The organism is Dyella kyungheensis, from assembly GCF_049913195.1.
GTDB lineage: Bacteria > Pseudomonadota > Gammaproteobacteria > Xanthomonadales > Rhodanobacteraceae > Dyella > Dyella kyungheensis.
Genome location: NZ_CP183983.1, coordinates 1,985,539 through 2,004,292, shown reverse-complemented (window position 1 = coordinate 2,004,292; position 18,754 = coordinate 1,985,539). Strand labels below are relative to the sequence as shown.

20 protein-coding genes and 5 tRNA genes are annotated in these 18,754 nt (G+C 64.1%); 9 read left to right on the top strand and 16 right to left on the bottom strand.

The window, feature by feature from the left end:
• Positions 1-2 precede the first annotated feature (2 nt).
• The 6 genes from ACN9MB_RS08940 to ACN9MB_RS08915 all read left to right on the top strand — a co-directional run bounded on the left by ACN9MB_RS08940 (position 3) and on the right by ACN9MB_RS08915 (position 5,882).
• A complete protein-coding gene (locus ACN9MB_RS08940) occupies positions 3-2,012 on the top strand; it encodes a DNA polymerase (RefSeq protein ID WP_426271540.1) in 2,010 nt (669 codons plus the stop codon).
• Positions 2,013-2,179: 167 nt separating this feature from the next.
• Positions 2,180-2,413: a hypothetical protein gene (locus ACN9MB_RS08935; RefSeq protein WP_426271539.1), complete on the top strand. Its 234-nt coding sequence runs from the start codon at positions 2,180-2,182 to the stop codon at positions 2,411-2,413.
• Positions 2,413-2,970 (top strand): hypothetical protein, encoded by a 558-nt coding sequence (locus ACN9MB_RS08930; protein ID WP_426271538.1) that lies wholly within the window; start codon positions 2,413-2,415, stop codon positions 2,968-2,970. The genes ACN9MB_RS08935 and ACN9MB_RS08930 overlap by 1 nt, the downstream gene beginning before the upstream one ends.
• 91 nt (positions 2,971-3,061) lie before the next feature.
• Positions 3,062-5,272, top strand: coding sequence for a bifunctional DNA primase/polymerase (locus tag ACN9MB_RS08925; protein ID WP_426271537.1), 2,211 nt, complete (start codon positions 3,062-3,064; stop codon positions 5,270-5,272).
• Positions 5,269-5,460: a helix-turn-helix domain-containing protein gene (locus ACN9MB_RS08920; RefSeq protein WP_426271536.1), complete on the top strand. Its 192-nt coding sequence runs from the start codon at positions 5,269-5,271 to the stop codon at positions 5,458-5,460. Before ACN9MB_RS08925 ends, ACN9MB_RS08920 begins: the two co-directional genes overlap by 4 nt.
• Complete coding sequence (locus tag ACN9MB_RS08915; RefSeq protein WP_426271535.1) at positions 5,457-5,882, top strand: hypothetical protein; 426 nt, start codon at positions 5,457-5,459, stop codon at positions 5,880-5,882. The genes ACN9MB_RS08920 and ACN9MB_RS08915 overlap by 4 nt, the downstream gene beginning before the upstream one ends.
• Positions 5,883-5,947: 65 nt before the next feature.
• On the opposite strand, the gene ACN9MB_RS08910 is transcribed toward ACN9MB_RS08915, so the two are convergent.
• The 7 genes from ACN9MB_RS08910 to rlmE all read right to left on the bottom strand — a co-directional run bounded on the left by ACN9MB_RS08910 (position 5,948) and on the right by rlmE (position 9,617).
• Positions 5,948-6,023, bottom strand: a tRNA-Lys gene (locus ACN9MB_RS08910).
• A 27-nt stretch (positions 6,024-6,050) separates the two neighbouring features.
• Positions 6,051-6,127, bottom strand: a tRNA-His gene (locus ACN9MB_RS08905).
• A 14-nt stretch (positions 6,128-6,141) separates the two neighbouring features.
• Positions 6,142-6,218, bottom strand: a tRNA-Arg gene (locus tag ACN9MB_RS08900).
• 28 nt (positions 6,219-6,246) lie between these two features.
• Positions 6,247-6,323, bottom strand: a tRNA-Pro gene (locus tag ACN9MB_RS08895).
• A 173-nt stretch (positions 6,324-6,496) separates the two neighbouring features.
• A tRNA-Arg gene (locus tag ACN9MB_RS08890) sits at positions 6,497-6,573 on the bottom strand.
• A 447-nt stretch (positions 6,574-7,020) separates the two neighbouring features.
• The gene (gene ftsH / locus ACN9MB_RS08885) at positions 7,021-8,970 is read right to left on the bottom strand and encodes an ATP-dependent zinc metalloprotease FtsH (protein WP_204635632.1); all 1,950 of its coding nucleotides are present in this window, start codon (positions 8,968-8,970) and stop codon (positions 7,021-7,023) included.
• Positions 8,967-9,617: a 23S rRNA (uridine(2552)-2'-O)-methyltransferase RlmE gene (gene rlmE / locus ACN9MB_RS08880; RefSeq protein ID WP_426271902.1), complete on the bottom strand. Its 651-nt coding sequence runs from the start codon at positions 9,615-9,617 to the stop codon at positions 8,967-8,969. The genes ftsH and rlmE overlap by 4 nt, the downstream gene beginning before the upstream one ends.
• 83 nt (positions 9,618-9,700) lie before the next feature.
• Here rlmE and yhbY point away from each other — a divergent pair, with 83 nt between their 5' ends.
• Both yhbY and ACN9MB_RS08870 read left to right on the top strand, forming a co-directional pair.
• Entirely contained in the window at positions 9,701-9,997 is a 297-nt protein-coding gene (yhbY, locus tag ACN9MB_RS08875; protein WP_204635630.1) for a ribosome assembly RNA-binding protein YhbY, read from the top strand.
• 11 nt (positions 9,998-10,008) lie between these two features.
• Positions 10,009-10,383, top strand: coding sequence for an Mth938-like domain-containing protein (locus ACN9MB_RS08870; RefSeq protein ID WP_426271534.1), 375 nt, complete (start codon positions 10,009-10,011; stop codon positions 10,381-10,383).
• A gap of 92 nt (positions 10,384-10,475) precedes the next feature.
• Here the strand turns inward: ACN9MB_RS08870 and ACN9MB_RS08865 are convergent, their stop codons facing one another.
• The 4 genes from ACN9MB_RS08865 to surE form a co-directional block, all read right to left on the bottom strand.
• Entirely contained in the window at positions 10,476-11,456 is a 981-nt protein-coding gene (locus ACN9MB_RS08865; protein WP_426271533.1) for a peptidoglycan DD-metalloendopeptidase family protein, read from the bottom strand.
• 76 nt (positions 11,457-11,532) lie between these two features.
• Positions 11,533-12,141 carry a YqaA family protein gene (locus ACN9MB_RS08860; RefSeq protein WP_426271532.1) on the bottom strand — a complete coding sequence of 203 codons (609 nt, stop codon included), beginning with the start codon at positions 12,139-12,141 and terminating at the stop codon, positions 11,533-11,535.
• Positions 12,142-12,166: 25 nt separating this feature from the next.
• Positions 12,167-12,862, bottom strand: coding sequence for a protein-L-isoaspartate(D-aspartate) O-methyltransferase (locus ACN9MB_RS08855; RefSeq protein WP_082121017.1), 696 nt, complete (start codon positions 12,860-12,862; stop codon positions 12,167-12,169).
• Between the two features lie 4 nt (positions 12,863-12,866).
• Positions 12,867-13,661 carry a 5'/3'-nucleotidase SurE gene (gene surE / locus ACN9MB_RS08850; RefSeq protein WP_204635627.1) on the bottom strand — a complete coding sequence of 265 codons (795 nt, stop codon included), beginning with the start codon at positions 13,659-13,661 and terminating at the stop codon, positions 12,867-12,869.
• Between the two features lie 199 nt (positions 13,662-13,860).
• Here surE and ACN9MB_RS08845 point away from each other — a divergent pair, with 199 nt between their 5' ends.
• Positions 13,861-14,412, top strand: a complete 552-nt coding sequence (locus tag ACN9MB_RS08845; protein WP_426271531.1) for a Smr/MutS family protein — start codon at positions 13,861-13,863, stop codon at positions 14,410-14,412.
• A gap of 322 nt (positions 14,413-14,734) precedes the next feature.
• Here ACN9MB_RS08845 and truD read toward each other — a convergent pair whose 3' ends face one another.
• Genes truD through ftsB form a run of 5 tightly spaced genes read right to left on the bottom strand, consistent with a single transcriptional unit; the run spans position 14,735 to position 18,738 of the window.
• Positions 14,735-15,751, bottom strand: coding sequence for a tRNA pseudouridine(13) synthase TruD (gene truD / locus ACN9MB_RS08840; protein ID WP_426271530.1), 1,017 nt, complete (start codon positions 15,749-15,751; stop codon positions 14,735-14,737).
• A gap of 52 nt (positions 15,752-15,803) precedes the next feature.
• Positions 15,804-17,222: a magnesium transporter gene (mgtE, locus tag ACN9MB_RS08835; protein WP_204635624.1), complete on the bottom strand. Its 1,419-nt coding sequence runs from the start codon at positions 17,220-17,222 to the stop codon at positions 15,804-15,806.
• On the bottom strand, positions 17,219-17,692 hold the full coding sequence (gene ispF / locus ACN9MB_RS08830) for a 2-C-methyl-D-erythritol 2,4-cyclodiphosphate synthase (protein ID WP_275586789.1): 474 nt from the start codon (positions 17,690-17,692) through the stop codon (positions 17,219-17,221). The genes mgtE and ispF overlap by 4 nt, the downstream gene beginning before the upstream one ends.
• Before the next feature lie 30 nt (positions 17,693-17,722).
• Complete coding sequence (gene ispD / locus ACN9MB_RS08825) at positions 17,723-18,415, bottom strand: 2-C-methyl-D-erythritol 4-phosphate cytidylyltransferase (RefSeq protein WP_426271529.1); 693 nt, start codon at positions 18,413-18,415, stop codon at positions 17,723-17,725.
• Positions 18,412-18,738 (bottom strand): cell division protein FtsB, encoded by a 327-nt coding sequence (gene ftsB / locus ACN9MB_RS08820; protein WP_426271528.1) that lies wholly within the window; start codon positions 18,736-18,738, stop codon positions 18,412-18,414. The genes ispD and ftsB overlap by 4 nt, the downstream gene beginning before the upstream one ends.
• Positions 18,739-18,754: the final 16 nt, after the last annotated feature.

Genomic DNA, 18,754 nt, shown 5'->3' with positions numbered 1-18,754 from the left:
TGATGGAACCCCTGCACATCGACTTCGAAACGCGCAGCGCCGCAGACTTGAAAGTCGTCGGCTTGGACAACTACGCGTGTGATCCGTCGACGGCCATCTGGTGTATGGCCTACGCCTTTGGCGACGGTCCGGTGACGATAGTGGGCGAGAGTGAGCCCAGTTTGGAGCGGATGACCGCCAGCCGAGTCCTAATCATCAAGTATATCCAGAGCGGCGGCTTGGTGTACGCGCACAACGCGGCGTTCGAACTGGCGATATGGAACGCGGTCATGCCGGACTGTTGGCCGAGGCTCGATCCCAAGCAGGTCCGCTGCACCATGGCCATGGCCTACGCCATGGGCTTGCCCGGTAGCCTGGATGGCGCGGCGGCCGCACTCGGTATTGAGCAACGCAAGGACGCCAAGGGCTCGCGCGTGATGATGCAGTTGGCTAAGCCGCGCAAGGTCGTCCAACACCTGCCCGAACACGACGGTGCTACAGGCTACATCGAGCACGTCTGGTGGGATGATCCGGTCAAGCTCCAAACCCTCTACGACTACTGCAAGCAGGACGTCGAGGTCGAGCGCGCGCTGCACAAGCGCATGGTCGAACTCTCGGCCGACGAACAATCCCTCTGGCACCTCGACCAGACCATCAACGCGCGTGGCATCCAGGTCGATCGCGCATCAATCGATGCAGCCATCGATCTGGTTACCGCCGAGAAGATTCGGCTCGACGAGGCCATGCGTAAGACCACGGGCAACGTAGTGGCCGGCTGCACAGACGTGCGCCAGCTCACGGCGTGGTTACGGTACAAGGGCGTGGACACCCCTGGTATTGCCAAGGCTGATGTCAGCGAACTACTAAATCGAGACGATTTAGTAGATGAATGCCGAACAGCTTTGATGCTCCGCCAAGAGGCGGCCAAGTCGTCCACGGCCAAGCTGGTGGCGATGCGTGACCGCGCCGGACCCGATGGCCGCATGCGTGGCTTGTTCCAGTACCACGGCGCGGCCACGGGCCGGTGGGCCGGGCGCGGGCCACAGCCGCACAACTTCCCCCGCCCTACCCTCCTGCACGATCAGGACGACATCGAGGACGTGATCGCGCACTTCGGGCAACCCGAATACTTGCGCGTGTTCTACGGTGACCCAATGCCGCTGACGGCCGACTGCATGCGCGGCATGATCGTGGCTGGGCCGGGCAAGGAACTGGTCTGTTGTGACTACTCCAACATCGAAGGCCGCGTGCTCGCGTGGTTGGCCGGCGAAGAGTGGAAGCTTCAAGCCTTCCGCGACTACGACGCCGGCACGGGTGCGGACCTATACCTTCTGGCTTACGCCAAGGGCTTCCGCTGCAGTCTTGAGGCGGCCAAGCCGTTCCGCCAGGTGGGCAAGGTCATGGAGCTGGCCCTCGGCTACGGTGGCGGCGTGGGCGCGTTCCAGAAGATGGCCCGCGGCTACGGCGTGGTTGTATCCGACGAGCGGGCAGACGAACTGAAGGTCGCCTGGCGCGGCGCGCATCCCCAGGTGGTTAAGTTCTGGCGCGACCTGGAAGCTGCAGCCATCCGCGCGGTGCAGGAGGGCGGTGTCCAGAAGGTGCGCGACATCGCCTTCAAGGTGGCCGGATCCTTCCTATGGTGTCAGCTGCCGTCCAAGCGCGTGCTCTGCTACCCGTATCCCCAGATCCGCAATAAAGAGACGCCCCGGGGCGCGGTTGTGCCGGCACTCACGTACATGGCTGTCAACGGCGTCACGCGCAAGTGGGAACGCTGCGATACCTACGGCGGATCCCTGGCCGAGAACGTCACCCAGGCCGTGGCGCGCGACATCCTGGTGGCCGGCATGCGGGCGGTCGAAACCCTCGGCGCACCGGTAGTGATGCACGTGCATGACGAAATCGTTTGCGAGTGCAATCTTCACGAAATAAGTGTTGACGAAATCGCAACAGTGATGTCAAATGTACCTCACTGGGCAACAGGACTTCCGGTTGCCGCCACAGGCTGGCAGGGCCAGCGGTACAGAAAAGATTGAGCAGGCCTAGCACCAGGAAACCGTGTGTGAACGGAACCAGTGGACACGGCTTTTGCCACGTTGTGGCGGCGATCGAGGCGCGGCAACGCGACCGACGTGACCCTCTCCCGGCCGGGAATCCACCGACTCACCCCCGTAAGGGGTTCCACATTTCGTAGGGGAAGACCATGAGCATTCCTGATAACGACCGTATCGCTGACCCGCTGGACCGCGCCGCGGCCGAGACGGAAAGCATGATCACCGCAGCGTTGAGCTTTCGGAAACCGACGGGTCCGCTGCCGATTGGCGAATGCCACAACTGCGGCGCGCCGTTGGTTGACGGCCTGCGCTGGTGCAACAAGGCGTGCTGCGACGACTGGGAGAAGGAAGAGCGCAAGCTTGCCGCCGCGGAGCGCGAGTGATGCGTGTCCTCGTCGCCTGTGAATACAGCGGCCGGGTTCGCGACGCCTTCCTCGCTCTCGGACACGACGCCATGTCGTGCGACCTGTTGCCGACCGAAGTGGAAGGCCCGCATCACCAAGGCGATGTCTTCGGTGTCATCGACCAAGGATGGGATCTGATGATCGCGCACCCTCCGTGTACGCATCTGGCCGTCAGCGGCGCCCGCCACTTCGCTGCCAAGAAAGCGAGCGGCGTCCAGGATGAGGCGCTGGACTTTGTGCGGCGTCTGCTTGACGCGCCGGTCTCGCGCATCGCGTTGGAGAATCCCATCTCGGTTATTTCCAGTCGCGTCCGCAAACCCGACCAGGTGATCCAGCCGTGGCAGTACGGCCACGGCGAGACCAAGGCCACCTGTTTGTGGCTGAAGAACCTGCCGAAGCTGACGCCTACCAACGTGGTTGAGGGACGCGAAGCGCGTGTCCACAAGATGCCGCCCGGTCCCAATCGCTGGAAGGAACGCAGCCGCACGTTCGAAGGCATCGCTGCTGCCATGGCGAAACAGTGGGGCAACGCATGATTTACAACCCGATGTTATGGCTGTGTCTGGTGTGGCTCTCGCAACTCGTCGGCGCCATCCTCGTTTGCCTCGCCGCACGAGGCAATCAGAAATGAGTGTCGCTGACGCACTGTCGCTGGCGGCCCAGGGCTTCCACGTCTTCCCGTTGCAGGCCCGCGGGAAGTTGCCGCAGATCAGCAACTACACCGGCCAAGCCACGCGCGATACCGCGCGTATCGAACGCTGGGCGCGCAAATATCCGCATGCCAACTGGGGCATCGCCACGTCCAAGTTCGGGGACGGTGAAGCCCTGCTCGTGGTCGACGTCGACTCACCCAACCATGGGGAGGGCAAGAAAGATGGGTTTCGAAGTCTCCTTGCTTTGGAGTTGGAGGGGAAAGATTTTCTCCCGACGCTTGAGAATGCCACCCCCACCAAGGGGCGCCATATTGTTTACCGCGTTCCTGTACCTGTTAAGCAGGGCGTGGATGTCCTGGGCGACGGGCTAGATATCCGCAGTCACGGTGGCTACATCGTGGCGCCGGGCTCTGTGGTCGAGGCGGGCGAATACTTCGTCGATCGCCCGGCTGCGCCAGAGCCGGCACCGCAATGGTTGATCGATGCGTGCGGCGCGCCGCGCGCCCGCAGCGCCAGCCGTGAGCCGAAAGCGGGCATCGATTCGGCTCGTGCGTACAAGCGTGCGGCCGAGTACCTGACCACGGCCGAACGTTCGGTCAAGGGCGCAGGCGGCGACCAGTGCGCGTACCGCGTGGCCGCGCAGTGCCTGGCGCTGGGCGCGACCAAGGAGCAGACGCTTGACCTGATGCTCTCGGAGATCTGGGAGTTTGGCTGTGGCTGGGCGCCTGATCGCCTGCAGCAGAAGATCGCGCACGCCGCCAAGTACATGACCAGCCAACCCGGTGCTGACGCACCGGAGGCTGCGTTCGAACCTGTACCAGACTCGACGCCAACCGCGGACGGCACCGGCAAGCTGCACCCGTATGACGAGCTCAATCAAGAATGGGCGCTCGTGCTCACTGGCGGCGGCCATCACATGCTCCGCGAGACCACGGACTTCAAGGGCAACCCCATCGTCGAGCATATCAAGGAAGGCACGTTCCACACGTACTACGCCTCCCGAGAGATCACCGTCGGCAAGAAGACGGAGAAGCTCACCCAGGTGTGGATGGCCAACCCGCGCCGGCGCACCTACGACGGATTGGTATTCGCGCCCGGCAAGTCCGTGGATCGCCGCTGGTACAACCTGTGGCGTGGCTTCGACTACCAGTACAAGCCCCAACCCAACGGCCCGAGTCCGCGCGCCGGCAAAGCCGTGCAGGCGTGGATCGATCACGTGCATCGGAACATCGCGCGCGGCGATGCCGATCTGGCCCAGTGGTTCATCGGCTACATGGCACACCTGGTCCAGCGGCCATACGAGAAACCCCTGGTCGCACTCGTGCTCAAGGGCAAGAAGGGCACCGGCAAGAACGCCGTGGTTGAACGTGTGGGCGCCTTGTTCTCCCGCAACATGGTGGTGGCCGACGACGACCGTTACCTGGTGGGCAACTTCAACAGCCATCTGGAAGCGTGCCTGCTGTTGGCGTTGGATGAGGCCAGTTGGGCCGGTGGCAAGAAGGTCGAGGGCAAGCTCAAGGGCATCATCACTGGCGCCAAGCACATGATCGAGCGCAAGGGCATGGAGCCCTATCAGGTGGACAACCTGACGCGTGTGGTGATCATCGGCAACGAGGACTGGCTGGTGCCGGCGTCCCAGGACGAACGCCGGTATGCGGTATTCGACGTGGGCGAAGACGACATGCAGCGCCGCGGCTTCTTCGAAGAGATGCGTCTGGGTATGGAAGCCAACGGCGGTGAAGGCTATGGCCTGCTGCTGGACTATCTCCTGAACTTCGACATCTCCGCGATCGATGTCAACGACGCACCCAAGACCCGAGGCCTGGCCCAGCAGAAGGTGGAAAGCCTGTCGCCCATTCATCAGTGGTGGATGGATTGCCTGCAGGAAGGCCAGATCCTTGGTGGCGATTTCGCCGGGGAATGGCCCTCACGCATTCCCACCAACCGTTTGCAGGATGCGCTCAAGCGCCACAACCAAAGTCGCGGTGTGCGTTCGTGGGGTTTGACGGCCACACAATTCAACCGCGCGATGGCTGCGGCCGTGCCCGGCTGGACCAAGGAGAAGAGTGGCAAAGCCGCCGAAGGTGACGCCACCTACCACTACAACATGCCGCCCCTTGCCGACGCGCGCGCCTTGATGGCCACGTTCATCGGTGACCCGGAACTGTTCGGAGACGACACATGACCGCGCCCGAATACCTCACACCCGAAGAAGTGCGCGATCGCCTGCGCCTGAGGTCCGCCGAGACGTTGGCGCACTGGCGGAACAAACGGAAGGGTCCACCGTTTCGAAAGTTCGGAAGCCGAGTCCTTTATCCGATCGAGGCGTTGCTCGATTGGGAACGCAAGCAGACCGTGGAGACACGCGCATGACCACCGTGGCATGGGACGGCAAGACCCTGGCCTGTGACTCCCAGGTGACGGTGGGCAACTGCCGCGGCACATCGGTGAAGTTGGTCAGTAACGCTCAAGGGTTTGCGGCGGCCGGCGCCGGCTCGTTGCCGGAGCTCGCGCCATGGTTCCGCTGGATCGAGAACGGCATGGACCCGGACCAGCAGCCCACGTCCTTAAGCGAATCGGATCTGGTGATCGTGCCGCCCCGTGGCCCGGCCATCTGGTTCTCGGGCAGTGCATCACCGATGAAGTTGCCGCGCCGGCACTGGGCAATTGGCAGCGGCAGCGACTTCGCACTGGGTGCCATGGCCATGGGTGCTGACGCGCGCCAGGCGGTCAAGGTCGCCATGAAGTTCGACGTGTACACGTCGGGCCGGGTGCAGTACCGTACTCGCGGCTAGCGACTCAGGTGCGACCCAGCCCTAAAACGGCAAAGGCTTAGCCGAAGCTAAGCCTTTGTTTTTATTGGTGGGCCGTGAAAGATTCGAACTTTCGACCAATTGATTAAGAGTCAACTGCTCTACCAACTGAGCTAACGGCCCTGAAACTGTTTGTACTTACTGGTCAACTGGGGTGGAAGATGGGACTCGAACCCACGACCCTCGGAATCACAATCCGATGCTCTAACCAGCTGAGCTACATCCACCGCAAAACTTGAACTGGCGCGCCCGACAGGAATCGAACCTGCAACCGTCGGCTTAGAAGGCCGATGCTCTATCCGGTTGAGCTACAGGCGCTTGTGCACATGGTGCAATAGCATCTGCATGGTCGGGGCAGAGGGATTCGAACCCCCGACATCCAGCTCCCAAAGCTGGCGCTCTACCAGGCTGAGCTATACCCCGATTTCGAAACCTTCAACCTGTTCGGGCTGAAGCTTTGAAATGCTACGGGTGACGCCTAGCCTAGTCAATCCGTATCAAAGCACGCCGAACTTCCAACGTTATGTCCGGCCCGTTTGGCGATTCACTGCCTTGCGGTGCAAACCGTGATGCGAACATCACACCTTGCTGTCAAATGGCGCGCCCGGAGAGATTCGAACTCCCGACCACCAAGTTCGTAGCCTGGTACTCTATCCAACTGAGCTACGGGCGCGTTTTTAACCTTTGCCTTGTCGCTTAACCACCGAAGTGGAAAGCGCCGAAGCGAGAAGCGGAATTATTCAGATTCGAGGGCAGTGCGTCAACTCTTTTTTTCAGTTTTTTTTCATTGCCGTGTGGAAATCTTCACGTTCGGCGATGAGTGCACTTCACTCGAGCCGCTTATTTTAGCCTTCTGCCGCTCTTTCGGCTACACCTTGCAGGCAAAAAACACACATAACTTTGTGGGAGCGCACTTGTGCGCGACAAGCCGACGGAGCGATACATCCCAACGCTGCGTCGCGCACGAGTGCGTTCCCACAAAGGAACGCGCTGAACCCGCCTCGTTGAGACACCCATCGCGCTGAATGACGCGTACCTGCTGCGCTCGTCTACATGCCCGGTTAGCCCACAAAAAAAGGCGGCCCCAGGGCCGCCTTTCTTCGAAGCATGCAAACCGCGATCAGCGATCCGCGATACGGCTCTGCGTGGCCGGATCGCCCACCTTGGCGCCCGTGTCGCCACGCGGCGGCGGAGGCGGCGGCGTGGAACCGGTGCTGGAGTTCTTCGACCAGTCCGCCGGCGGACCCGGCACGCGGCCGGCCATGATGTCGTCGATCTGACGCGCATCGATGGTCTCGTACTGCAGCAGCGCATCGGCCATCACGTGCAGCTTGTCGATGTTGTCGGTCAGCAGCTGTTTGGTGCGGGCGTAGTTGCGGTCGAGGATGGCACGCACTTCCTCGTCGATCTTGCTCGCGGTTTCATTGGAGACGTTCTTGTGCTGCGTCACCGCGCGGCCCAGGAACACTTCGTCCTCGTCCTCGCCGTAGGTCACCGGACCGAGCACATCGGACAGGCCCCACTTGGTGGCCATGTTGCGAGCCATCTTGGTGGCGCGCTCGATATCGTTGGATGCGCCGGTGGTCACCTTGTCTTCGCCGAAGATCAACGCCTCGGCCACGCGACCGCCGTACAGCGAGCACAGCTGCGATTCGATCGCCACCCGGTTCATGCTGTACTTGTCGCCTTCCGGCAGGTACATCGTCACGCCCAGCGCGCGACCGCGCGGGATGATGGTGACCTTGTAGACCGGATCGTGCTCGGGCACCAGGCGACCGACGATGGCATGACCGGCTTCGTGATACGCGGTCAACTTCTTCTCGTCTTCGCTCATCGCCATCGAGCGGCGCTCGGCACCCATCAGGATCTTGTCGCGCGCCTTGTCCAGGTGGCTCATGCGCACGTCGCGGGCGTTCTCGCGGGCGGCGAACAACGCAGCCTCGTTCACCAGGTTGGCCAGATCGGCGCCGGAGAAGCCGGGCGTGCCGCGGGCAATCGTCATCGCATCGACGTCCGCCGCGGTCGGCACGCGACGCATGTGGACCTTGAGGATCTGCTCACGGCCCTTCACGTCCGGCAGGCCCACCACGACCTGGCGGTCGAAGCGACCCGGGCGCAGCAGCGCCGGATCGAGCACGTCGGGACGGTTGGTGGCGGCGATCACGATGACACCTTCGGTGCCCTCGAAACCGTCCATTTCCACCAGCAGCTGGTTGAGCGTTTGCTCGCGCTCGTCATGGCCGCCGCCGAGACCGGCGCCGCGATGGCGGCCGACGGCGTCGATTTCGTCGATGAAGATGATGCACGGCGCGTGCTTCTTGGCCTGCTCGAACATGTCGCGCACGCGGCTGGCGCCGACGCCTACGAACATTTCAACGAAGTCCGAGCCGGAGATCGAGAAGAACGGCACCTTCGCTTCGCCGGCAATGGCCTTGGCCAGCAGCGTCTTGCCGGTACCCGGGGGGCCGACCATCAGCACGCCGCGCGGAATCTTGCCGCCCAGCTTCTGGAACTTGCCCGGATCGCGCAGGAACTCGACCAGCTCGCCGACTTCTTCCTTCGCTTCATCGCAACCGGCGACGTCGCTGAAGTTGACCTTGATCTGATCCTCGCCCTGCAGCTTGGCGCGCGAACGGCCGAAGCTCATGGCGCCGCGACCACCGGCACCGGCCTGCATCTGGCGCATGAACCAGATGAACACGCCGACGATCAGGATGATGGGCAGCCAGTTGAGCAGCAGGCCGAGCAGCGAGAAGCCGTTGTTGGACGGCTCCTGGCGGACCTCCACGCCCTTGTCCTGCATCTGCTTGACCACCCCGTTGGTGGACCAGCCCAGGACCGGCGCGACGGTGCGGAACGAGCTGCCATCCTTCAGCTTGCCGCTGATGGCGGCCGGCTGGTCGGCACTGATGTTGGCCGAGGCCACGTTCCCGTTGTCGACGCTCTGCACGAAGCTGCTGTAAGGCAGGTCCGACGAGGAGGCGCCATGCGGGTTGAAGCTCTGGAACACGGTGAGCAGGACCACCGCGATGATCAGCCAGAGCAGCAGGTTTTTCGCCATTTCATTCATGCACGGTTCTCGCCGGATTGCCCGCCGTGGATCTTTCGCCCCACGGCCAATGCATACACCTCCCGCGAACGTGCGCGGGAGGCCTTGGGTTTACGCATCGTTACGCGGGTGAAGTCTGCGCGCAAGCTGCGGATGTAGTCGTCAAAACCTGTGCCCTGGAACAATTTGATCAGAAACGAGCCGCCGGGCTTGAGCCACTGGCGGCTGAAATCCAGCGCCAGCTCGGCCAGGTCCATTGCCCGGATCTGATCCGACAGGGCCACACCACTCATATTGGGGGCCATATCAGACAGCACAAGATCGACCTGCTGGCCTTGCAGGCGGCTTTCCAGCTCGCGCAGCACCGATTCCTCGCGGAAATCGCCCTGCAGGAAGTCCACGCCCCCGATGCCCTGCATGGGCAGGATGTCCATGGCCACCACATGGCCGGTATCGCCCAGCCGCTGGCGCACCAGCTGCGACCAGCCGCCCGGGGCGGCGCCCAGGTCGACCACGCGCATATTGGGCTTGAGCAGGCGATCCTTGTCGATCAGCTCTTCCAGTTTGAAGACGGCACGCGACCTCAGGCCTTCAGCCTGCGCTTTCTTCACATAAACGTCATCGAAGTGTTCCCGCAGCCAGCGGGAACTACTTTTGCTGCGAGCCATAGGTCGGCAGAGCCACAGATACGGGGGAGATGGCCGCATGATACCCTTACCGGTCCTATCGCAGTGAATCCGAGACTGAACGCATGGCACTTTCCCCTTCGCAGCGCCGCTACCTGCGCAGCCTTGCGCATGACCTGAGCGCCGTCATCCTGCTGGGTGCCAAGGGCGCGACCGAGGCCGTGCGCAAGGAACTGGACCTCGCGTTGAGCCAACACGAGCTGGTCAAGGTGAAGCTGTCGGGCGGCGACAAGGAAGAGCGCCAGCAGCAGATCGACTTCCTGACCGAAGGCACGCAGTCCGAGAACGTGCAGCAGATCGGCCATATCGTGGTGCTGTTCCGTCGCAACGAGGACGAGCCCAAGCTCGCCCTGCCCCGCTAAGGGCCACCGCGATGGATCTGTCGCTCGACCGCCCCGAGGGTTACCTGTTCATCCGCCGGGTCGGCGCTCGCAGCATTACCGTGGTCGATCGCGAATTCAGCAGCAGCTTCCTGCTGTCGCCCGGCCAGCTGGTGGAAAACTGGCCGGTGACCGCCGCCATCGAACTCGACGCCGGCCATATCGAGGCCATCCTCGCCTTGAAGCCCGAAGTGGTGCTGCTGGGTACCGGCGAACGCCAGGTCTTCCCGGCCCAGGCCTTCATGGCTGGCCTGCTGCGCAAGGGAGTCGGCGTGGAAGTGATGGACAACGCGGCCGCTGCCCGTACCTACGACTTGCTGGCCGGTGAGAGCCGGCGCGTGGTGGCAGCGTTCATCCTGCCCGCCTAGGCCTAGCCGGAAAATTGTGGGAGCGCACCCTGTGCGCGACTGCTCCAGCCTCAAGGCCTGAGGCCATCGCGCACAGGGTGCGCTCCCACACGTTACTTCGACGGCAGATAGCCCAGCGGATCCACCGGATTGCCGTCCTTGCGGATCTGGAACTGCAACTCGTCGCGCGATGCGCCGGTCGAACCCATTTCCGCGATCTGCTGGCCCGCCGTGACGCGCTGGCCTTCCTTCACCAGGCGCTTGCTGTTGTGGCCATAGGCCGACAGGTAGCTGTCGTTGTGCTTGACGATGACCAGTTCGCCGTAGCCCACCAGCCCGTTGCCGCTGTACACGACCACGCCATCGGCTGCCGCGCGCACCGCGTCGCCTGACTTGCCGGCGATCTCGATGCCCGGGATGGCATCGCCCGACTGGAAGCGCTTGATGAGCTGGCCATCGGCCGGCCAGCGCCAGTTCACGCCACCATTGCTGCGCGTGGCCCCCGGCGCTGCCGGTACCGGCGGCGCGGGCGGCGGCGTGTTGGCCGCCGTGGCAGCGGGTGCACCAGCGACAGGAACCACGGGAGTGGTACTGGCAGCCGGTGCGAGCGTCGACGCATGGGCAGGTGCCGTTGCGGCCGGTGCAGCCGCTACTACGGCGGCATTGGCGGTGGAGGCAGACGCCGGTTGAAAGCCCTGCTGAGGTTCCGGCGCAGGAGTCACGACATGGGCAGTGGGTGGAGCGGGTTTGATCGTCGCCACCACCGGTGCGGGATGCACGGCCGCTGCCGCCGGAGGTCTGCCGTCTGGAGAGGACAGTTTCAACTCCTGTCCGGGCCAGATCGTGTAAGGCGAGTCGATGTGGTTCCAGTTCGCCAGGTCGCGGAAATCCACGCCGTTGCGGAAGGCAATCGAGTAGAGCGTGTCGCCCTTGGCAACTTTGTAGGTGCCGCCCGGCATGGGTCGCGTGGCTGGCGCGACGACGCGCGACGTCGACCCGCTGGACGCGGGTTCGACGACAACGGTGCGCTGGGTGCCGCAAGCGGCCAGCAGGACGACGGTGGTCAGGGTCAGTGACCGGAGGTATCCATTCATGGGAGCAGCATAACGAGGCGCCGCGTCATTTTCATGCGTACGACTCCGAGGGACGCATGCCGTTGCCGGCCGGCGTTCAGCGCGACAGCAGCCACCAGACCAAAAGGCCGGCCAGAATCACCAGCGCCGCCCAGCCAATGCGCTCGATGTGCTTGTGCAGGATGCGTTCGGCACGCTCGCCAAAAATGCGGATCAACAAGGCCAGCAGCCACACACGCTTGCCACGGCCCACCGCCATGCAGACCAGGAACGGAATCACCGGCACGCCGACGATGCCCGAGGCCCAGGTGACGAACTTCATCGGCACCACCGGCTGCAAGGCGGCCAGCGCGAGCACCAGCAACAGACCCAGCCAATGCTGGTTCATCTGCAGGCGCAGGTTGTCCACGCCCTTTTCGATCGGAGCCAGCAGGTGCAGGCTGTCGAGCAGCGGCGATAGCGCATGGAAGGCCCAATGGCCCAGCGCATAACCCACCAGCGAACCCAGCAGCGAAAACAGCAGGCTGATGTTGGCGTAGAAAAACGCCTTGTGGCGCTTGCCGAGCATCATCGGCGCCAGCATCACTTCCGGCATGATCGGGAAGATGAAAGCCTCGACGAAACTCAGGCCGCACAAGTAATACACAGCCCTGGGGTGGCGCGCCCACGTGAGTGCACGCGCGTAAAGCGGTCCGAACAGACGCATGCTTAAACGTTTCCTTGTGAGCGCATCAGCCGATGCCGCCCAGCAGCGGCACGAAACTGACGGCGGCCAGTTCTTCCTGGATGAAATCGCCCTGCCCGTCGCCGCGCATGCGGATCAGGGTCTGGTTGCTGGGCGAACCGACCGGAGCGACCAGCACGCCGGTGGGGCTGAGCTGGTCGAGCACGGCGTGCGGAATCGCATCGCCGGCGGCGGTAAGAATGATCGCGTCGAACGGCGCCTCGTCGGGCCAACCGAGCTTGCCATCGTCATGCCGCGAGCGGATGTTGTTGAGGCCGAGCTGGCGGAAGCGGCGGCGCGCCTGGCGCAGCAACTCCTCGATGCGCTCGACGGTGAACACCTGCGGCACGATCTGCGCCAGTACCACGGCCTGATAACCCGAGCCTGTGCCGATCTCCAGCACCTTCTGCGGCACGCCCTGCTTACCGTCGGGACGCTCCAGCAGCGCTTCGGTCATGCGCGCCACCACCCAAGGCTGGGAGATGGTCTGCCCGTGGCCGATCGGCAGCGCGGTGTTTTCGTAAGCGCGCGAATGCAGCGCCTGATCGATGAAATGGTGGCGTGGCGTATTGCGGATCACGTCGATCACACGCTGATCGCGGATGCCTTCTTCCTTGAGCTTTACGGCGAGACGATCGCGCGCACGCTGCGAGGTCATGCCCTCGCCTTTCAGTGCGGATGGCGGCAAAGGATGCACGTTCATGCCCTCACGCTGCCTCATCAGCCGGCTTGCCGCCGGCCACGCTCTTGTTCAAGCCGCCGATCCAGCTGCTGACCTTTTCCAGCGCCTGGAAGCGCGTCAGGTCGACATGGATGGGCGTGACCGAAATATAGCCGCGATGCACCGCATTGAAGTCCGTGCCCGGGCCGGCATCATCGACGGCACCCGACGGGCCGATCCACCAGATTTCCTTGCCGCGCGGATCGGTCTGCTTGATGCACGGTTCGGAACGGTGACGCTTGCCCAGACGGGTGACTTCGAAGCCGCGGATCTGATCCCACGGCAGGTCGGGCACGTTGACGTTGAGGATGGTGTCCGCCGGCAGCGGATCGACCAGCAGCTGCTGCATCAACGACACCACGGCATTGGCGGCGGAGTCGTAGTGCTCGCCCTTGTGATCCTTGGTGACCAGCGACACGGCAATCGCCGGCAAGCCCAGGAAACGACCTTCCATCGCCGCCGAAACGGTGCCGGAGTAGATCACGTCGTCGCCCAGGTTGGCGGAGTTGTTGATGCCCGACACCACCATGTCCGGCTCGTAGTCGAGCATGCCGGCCAGCGCCAGATGGACGCAGTCGGTGGGCGTGCCAGCGACGCGGTAGTAACCGTTGTCCATTCGCAGGGCGCGGATGGGGGCATCCAGGGTCAGGGAATTGCTGGCGCCGGAGCGATCGCGGTCGGGCGCCACTACGGTGACCTGACCGACCGCGCCAAGGCGTTCGGCGAGCACGCGGATGCCCGGTGCATCCACGCCATCGTCGTTGGAAACAAGAACTCGCATGTTGATCCGTTCAAGGCCAGTCGCGGCGGCGCGGACGGAACTGCGCACGCCGTGTGAAGCCTGAAGTCTACCGGACCGGGGCGGCGGTTTCACATCAGAAAGGGCTGCCGCCGGCGCCCCGTTTCACAGGCCGTTTCGTTGTCGACGGCTCAACCGGGACGCGACACGGACGCGACGCCCGTGCATTAGGATTCGAGGCATGAAACATCGCCCGCCCGCGCCGGTCTCCGACGATGACGCCCGCCTCTTCCGGGAGGCCCTGGGCGACCAGGTGCGTGCCTTCGATCCGGTCGAACCCACCCCGTCCGCGCCCAAACCCGAGCCCCAGGCGCACATGCTGGAAGCGGACGAGGCCGCCGTGCCGGGCGAGCTGCTCGACATGGCCTTCGATCCGTCCATGCTCGAAGTGGGCGAGGAACTGAGCTATCTGCGCGACGGCTATTCACCCAAGCTGCTGCGCCAACTGAAACGCGGCCAGTACAGCATCCAGGACGAAATCGACCTGCACCAGATGAACGCCGCCACCGCGCAGGCCTGCATCTCCGATTTCCTCGCCGAAGCCAAACACAACGGCATCCGCTGCGTCCGCATCGTGCACGGCAAAGGCCTGCGCTCCCGCGCCGCCGGGCCGGTGCTGAAGGTGCTGACCGATCGCATGCTGCGGCGTCGCGATGATGTGGTGGCGTTTGCGTCGGCGAGGCCGATGCAGGGCGGGACGGGGGCGGTGGTGGTGCTGTTGAAGGGGCGGTAGGTTTGTGACTGCTTTGGTGTGCCGGTCGACAGCGATCCGGATACGACTGGAAACTGTGGGAGCGCACCCTGTACGCGACGGCCACGCCAGGGTTTACCGCTCCGCAGGCTTGTCGCGCACTAGGGTGCACTCCCACAGACAAGCACTAGTTTCTGGATCCTGCGAGCCCATGGCAGGTCAAAAGCGGTGGCAGCGCGACAACCGAGTTATACCGCTACTGGATTCCGGCCTGCGCCGGAATGACGAGCTGAAATGCTGCGAGCCTGCGCCGGAATGACGAGCTGAAATGCTGCCAGCCTGCGCCGGGATGACGAGCTGAAAATCACCCCGTAACCGCCAACTCCCTCACCACCGTCGTCGCATACGCCCCCGCCGCCAACTCAAAGCTCAACTCCAGCGCGCCCTCCTCCAGCCAACGCCAGGAAAGGTTCTGCGGAATCATGCGCAGAGCGCGACGCTCCTGATCCATCTTCGCCGCCACCAGCCCATCGGCCAGATCGGCATTGTCGGCGGCCACGGCGTTTTCAAGCGATGCCACCTCTGCCTGAGCAGGCGTTTCGCCACGCCCCCACAGCGGACCCGAAGGATGAATATCCCCCGTGGCCAACCGCTGCGACAACGTAGCGTCGAACGGCTCCGGTCCAAACCACGAGCGCGACCCGGCCAGCGACCAGATCTCACCGTCCATCGGCGAATCCCAGGCGTCGCGTTCGACGCGTGCCGCCAGTACCGCGTTGAAGATGTGCGAACGCGCAGCCGACAACAAAAAATGACGCTTGTCGCGATCCACCCGTCGACCCGCAAACATCGCGCGCGCCTGCGCCACGTTGCCGCCTTCGCGACCAAACCGCTGCTCGCCGAAATAGTTCGGCACGCCGCGCTGCGCGATCTGCTTGAGGATCTGATCGGCCACCGCGCGATCCCCATCGACCTGCCGCAGCACCAGCACGAAACGATTGCCGCGCAGTGCGCCGCGTTTGAGCTTGCGCGTATGACGCGTCGCCGCCAGCACCTTCACGCCCTCGGCGGGAAACGCCGACCAGTCGGGATCGGGCTTGCCCGCGAGCTGCACGGAAAACGTCTGGCGCGTCACCGCGTGGCGGTCCTTGAGCCCTGCATAACCTACGTTGAGCGGCGGAATGCCGGCGAACTTCGCCAGCTCGCGTGCCACCCAATCGGTATTCGCGCCACGCTTTTCCACCCACAGCAACGCGTGCTCGCCATTGCCATCGGCGTCGTAACCGAGGATTTCCTCCACCTGGAAATCTTCGGGCGTGCTGCGCAGCACGGCGGTCAGCGGCGGGTTGCCATAGGCGTAGGGCAGTTCGAGATCGGACATGGGACTCCACCGGCGAGGCCGGCAACAAAAAGAAGAAAAGCACGGGCGCGCATTACATCAGGAACAGCGTGGCGAGACCGAGAAAGATGAAGAAGCCACCGGAATCGGTCATGGCGGTGATCATCACGCTCGAACCCAGTGCCGGATCGCGCCCCATGCGCATCATCAGCAGCGGGATGCCGACGCCGCAGAAAGCGGCAAGCACGAGGTTGAGCGTCATCGCGGTGGTCATCACCACGCCCAACGGGAAATTGCCATAAAGCAGCCAGGCGACCACGCCAATCACGCTGCCCCACACCAGGCCGTTGATCAGGGCGACCGCGATTTCCTTGCCCCACAGACGCCGCGCGCTGGCCGGCGTGATCTGGTCCAGTGCGAGTGCGCGCACGATCATGGTGATGGTCTGATTGCCCGAGTTGCCGCCAATGCCGGCAACGATGGGCATCAGCGTGGCAAGCGCCACAAGGTGCTGGATCGAACCTTCGAACAAGCCGATCACGCGCGAGGCGATAAACGCCGTCACCAGGTTCACCGCCAGCCACGCCCAGCGGTTGCGGATGGACTTCCACACCGAGGCGAACACGTCTTCCTCTTCGCGCAGACCGCCGCGGTTCAAGGCCTCGCTTTCGCTCTCTTCGCGCAGCACGTCGACCATCGCATCGATGGTGATGCGGCCTATGAGATGACCGTTGCCATCGACCACGGGCGCGCTGACCAGGTCGTAGCGTTCGAAGGCCTGGGCGACTTCATAGGCGTCGTCGGTGGGGTGAAACGTGTTGACGTCCGGTGCCATCACCTCGCTCACGCGCTTCTCGGGCGAGGTGACCAGCAGCCAGTTCAGCGGCAGCACGCCGGTGAGCAGGTTGTCCTGGTTGATCACGAACAGCTTGTCGGTCTGCGCGGGCAGCTCGTCGAAACGGCGCAGGTAGCGCAGCACGGTTTCCAGGCTGATGTCGTCGCGGATGGTGACCATCTCGAAATCCATCAGCGCGCCGACCTGATCGTCCGGATACGACAACGCGGCCTGCACGCGCTCGCGTTGCTGCGCATCGAGGCTGGCCATGAGTTCGGGCAGCACTTCGCTGGGCAGGTCCTCGACCAGGTCGGCCAGTTCATCCGCATCCAGCGGTTCGACGGCCGCGAGGATCTCGTGGTCGTCCATGTCCGCGATCAGCGACTCGCGCACCGCATCGGAGACTTCCAGCAGGATCTCGCCATCGCGATCGGCCTTCACGCGCTGCCAGACGGCCAGGCGATCGACCAGGGGCAACGCCTCGAGCACATAAGCGATATCGGCCGGATGCAGCGCATCGAGCAGTCGCTGCAGCTCGACCTGCGCTTCGCGAAAACCCTGGTCGCTGTCGGGTTCCGGCAGCTGGCCAAGGCCGCGCAGCCGCCGCAACAGTTCGGCGATGTTCTCCAGCTGATCGTGGAGACGCGAGGCCGAACTGCGGCCTCCTACCTCGCTCATGCCAGGACCAGCAGCACGCAGGCTTGCGCCGCGATGCCCTCGCCGCGCCCGGTGAAACCGAGCTTTTCGGTGGTGGTGGCCTTGATGCTGATACGGCCGAGTTCGCAACCCAGCTCGTCGGCCACCGCTTCGCGCATGGCCAGCGAATGGGGCCCGACCTTGGGCGCTTCGCAGATCACGGTGACGTCCGCGTTGCCGAGCGCATAACCCTGCTCGCGCATCAGCTTGGCCGCATGGCGAAGAAAAAGGCGGCTGTCGGCATTGCGCCATTGTTCCTGGCTCGGCGGAAAATGCCGGCCGATGTCGCCCAGCGCCAGCGCGCCGAAAATGGCATCGCACAGCGCATGGATCACCACGTCGCCATCGGAGTGCGCGACCACGCCGTGAGTGTGCGGCACGCGCACGCCGCCCAGCATCACGTGGTCGCCTTCGCCGAAAGTGTGGACGTCGAAGCCCTGTCCGATGCGCATCATGGGTACTCCTTGGAGCCTCGTGGGCTCTTATTTCATACGCGACAACAGGAACTCCGCGAGTGCGAAATCCGTTGCCGTGGTGACCTTGATATTGTCTTCGGCGCCCTCGACCAGCAGCGGCGCGAAACCGGCGCGCTCCATCGCCATGGCCTCGTCGCTCACCGTTACGCCGGCAGCGTAAGCCGCCTGCAGCGCGGCCGAGAGTTCGCCGCGACGGAACATCTGCGGCGTGAAGGCGCGCCAGCGATGATCGCGTGGTTCGGTGACTTCGCTGCGCCCCGCGTCGTCCGCGCGCTTGAGCGTGTCGCGCAGTGGCGCGCCGAGCAGGCCGCCGCCCGCGGGCATGCCCAGATCGAGCAGACGCGTGATGTCACCTTCGCGCACGCAGGGACGCGCCGCGTCATGCACCAGTACGAAGCCGTCGTCGCTTACCTCGGGTGGCAAGGCGCGCACGCCTGCCAGTACCGAGTCGCAACGTTCCGCACCGCCCAGTGTTGTTAGCACGGGCTTGCCGTATAGAAGATCGGCACCCGGCCAGTGAGCATCATTGTCGCCAAGCACCACCATCAGACCCGCGATGCGGGGATGCGACGCCAGCCGCTCCAGCGTGTGCAGGATCAGCGGCCGGCCGGCCAGCGGCAGGTATTGCTTGGGGATGCTGCCACCAACACGCGTGCCGTGCCCCGCCGCCGGCACCACGCACCAGAGCGGCGCGTTCATGGGTTGCCGCTGGTCGAGGTGGCGGACGCGGGCGCCTGCGTGGCGCCCGGCTTTTCAACCACCTGGTAGAACGTTTCGCCGGGCTTGATCAGGCCAAGCTCGGCGCGGGCGCGTGCTTCCACGGCTTGCTCGCCGTGCTTGAGGTCGCTCACGTCCGCGCCCAGCGCCTGGTTGCGCTGGGTCAGCTTGTCGTTGTCCTCGCCCTGCTTCTTCACCGCCGCGCGCAGCGTTTCCACGCCGTGCACGCCGCCCGTGCCGCTCCACAGTTTTACCTGCAGAGCGATCAGGACGAGGACCAGGATCAGGGCAACCCAACGCAGCATAGGCGGAGTGCGCTCC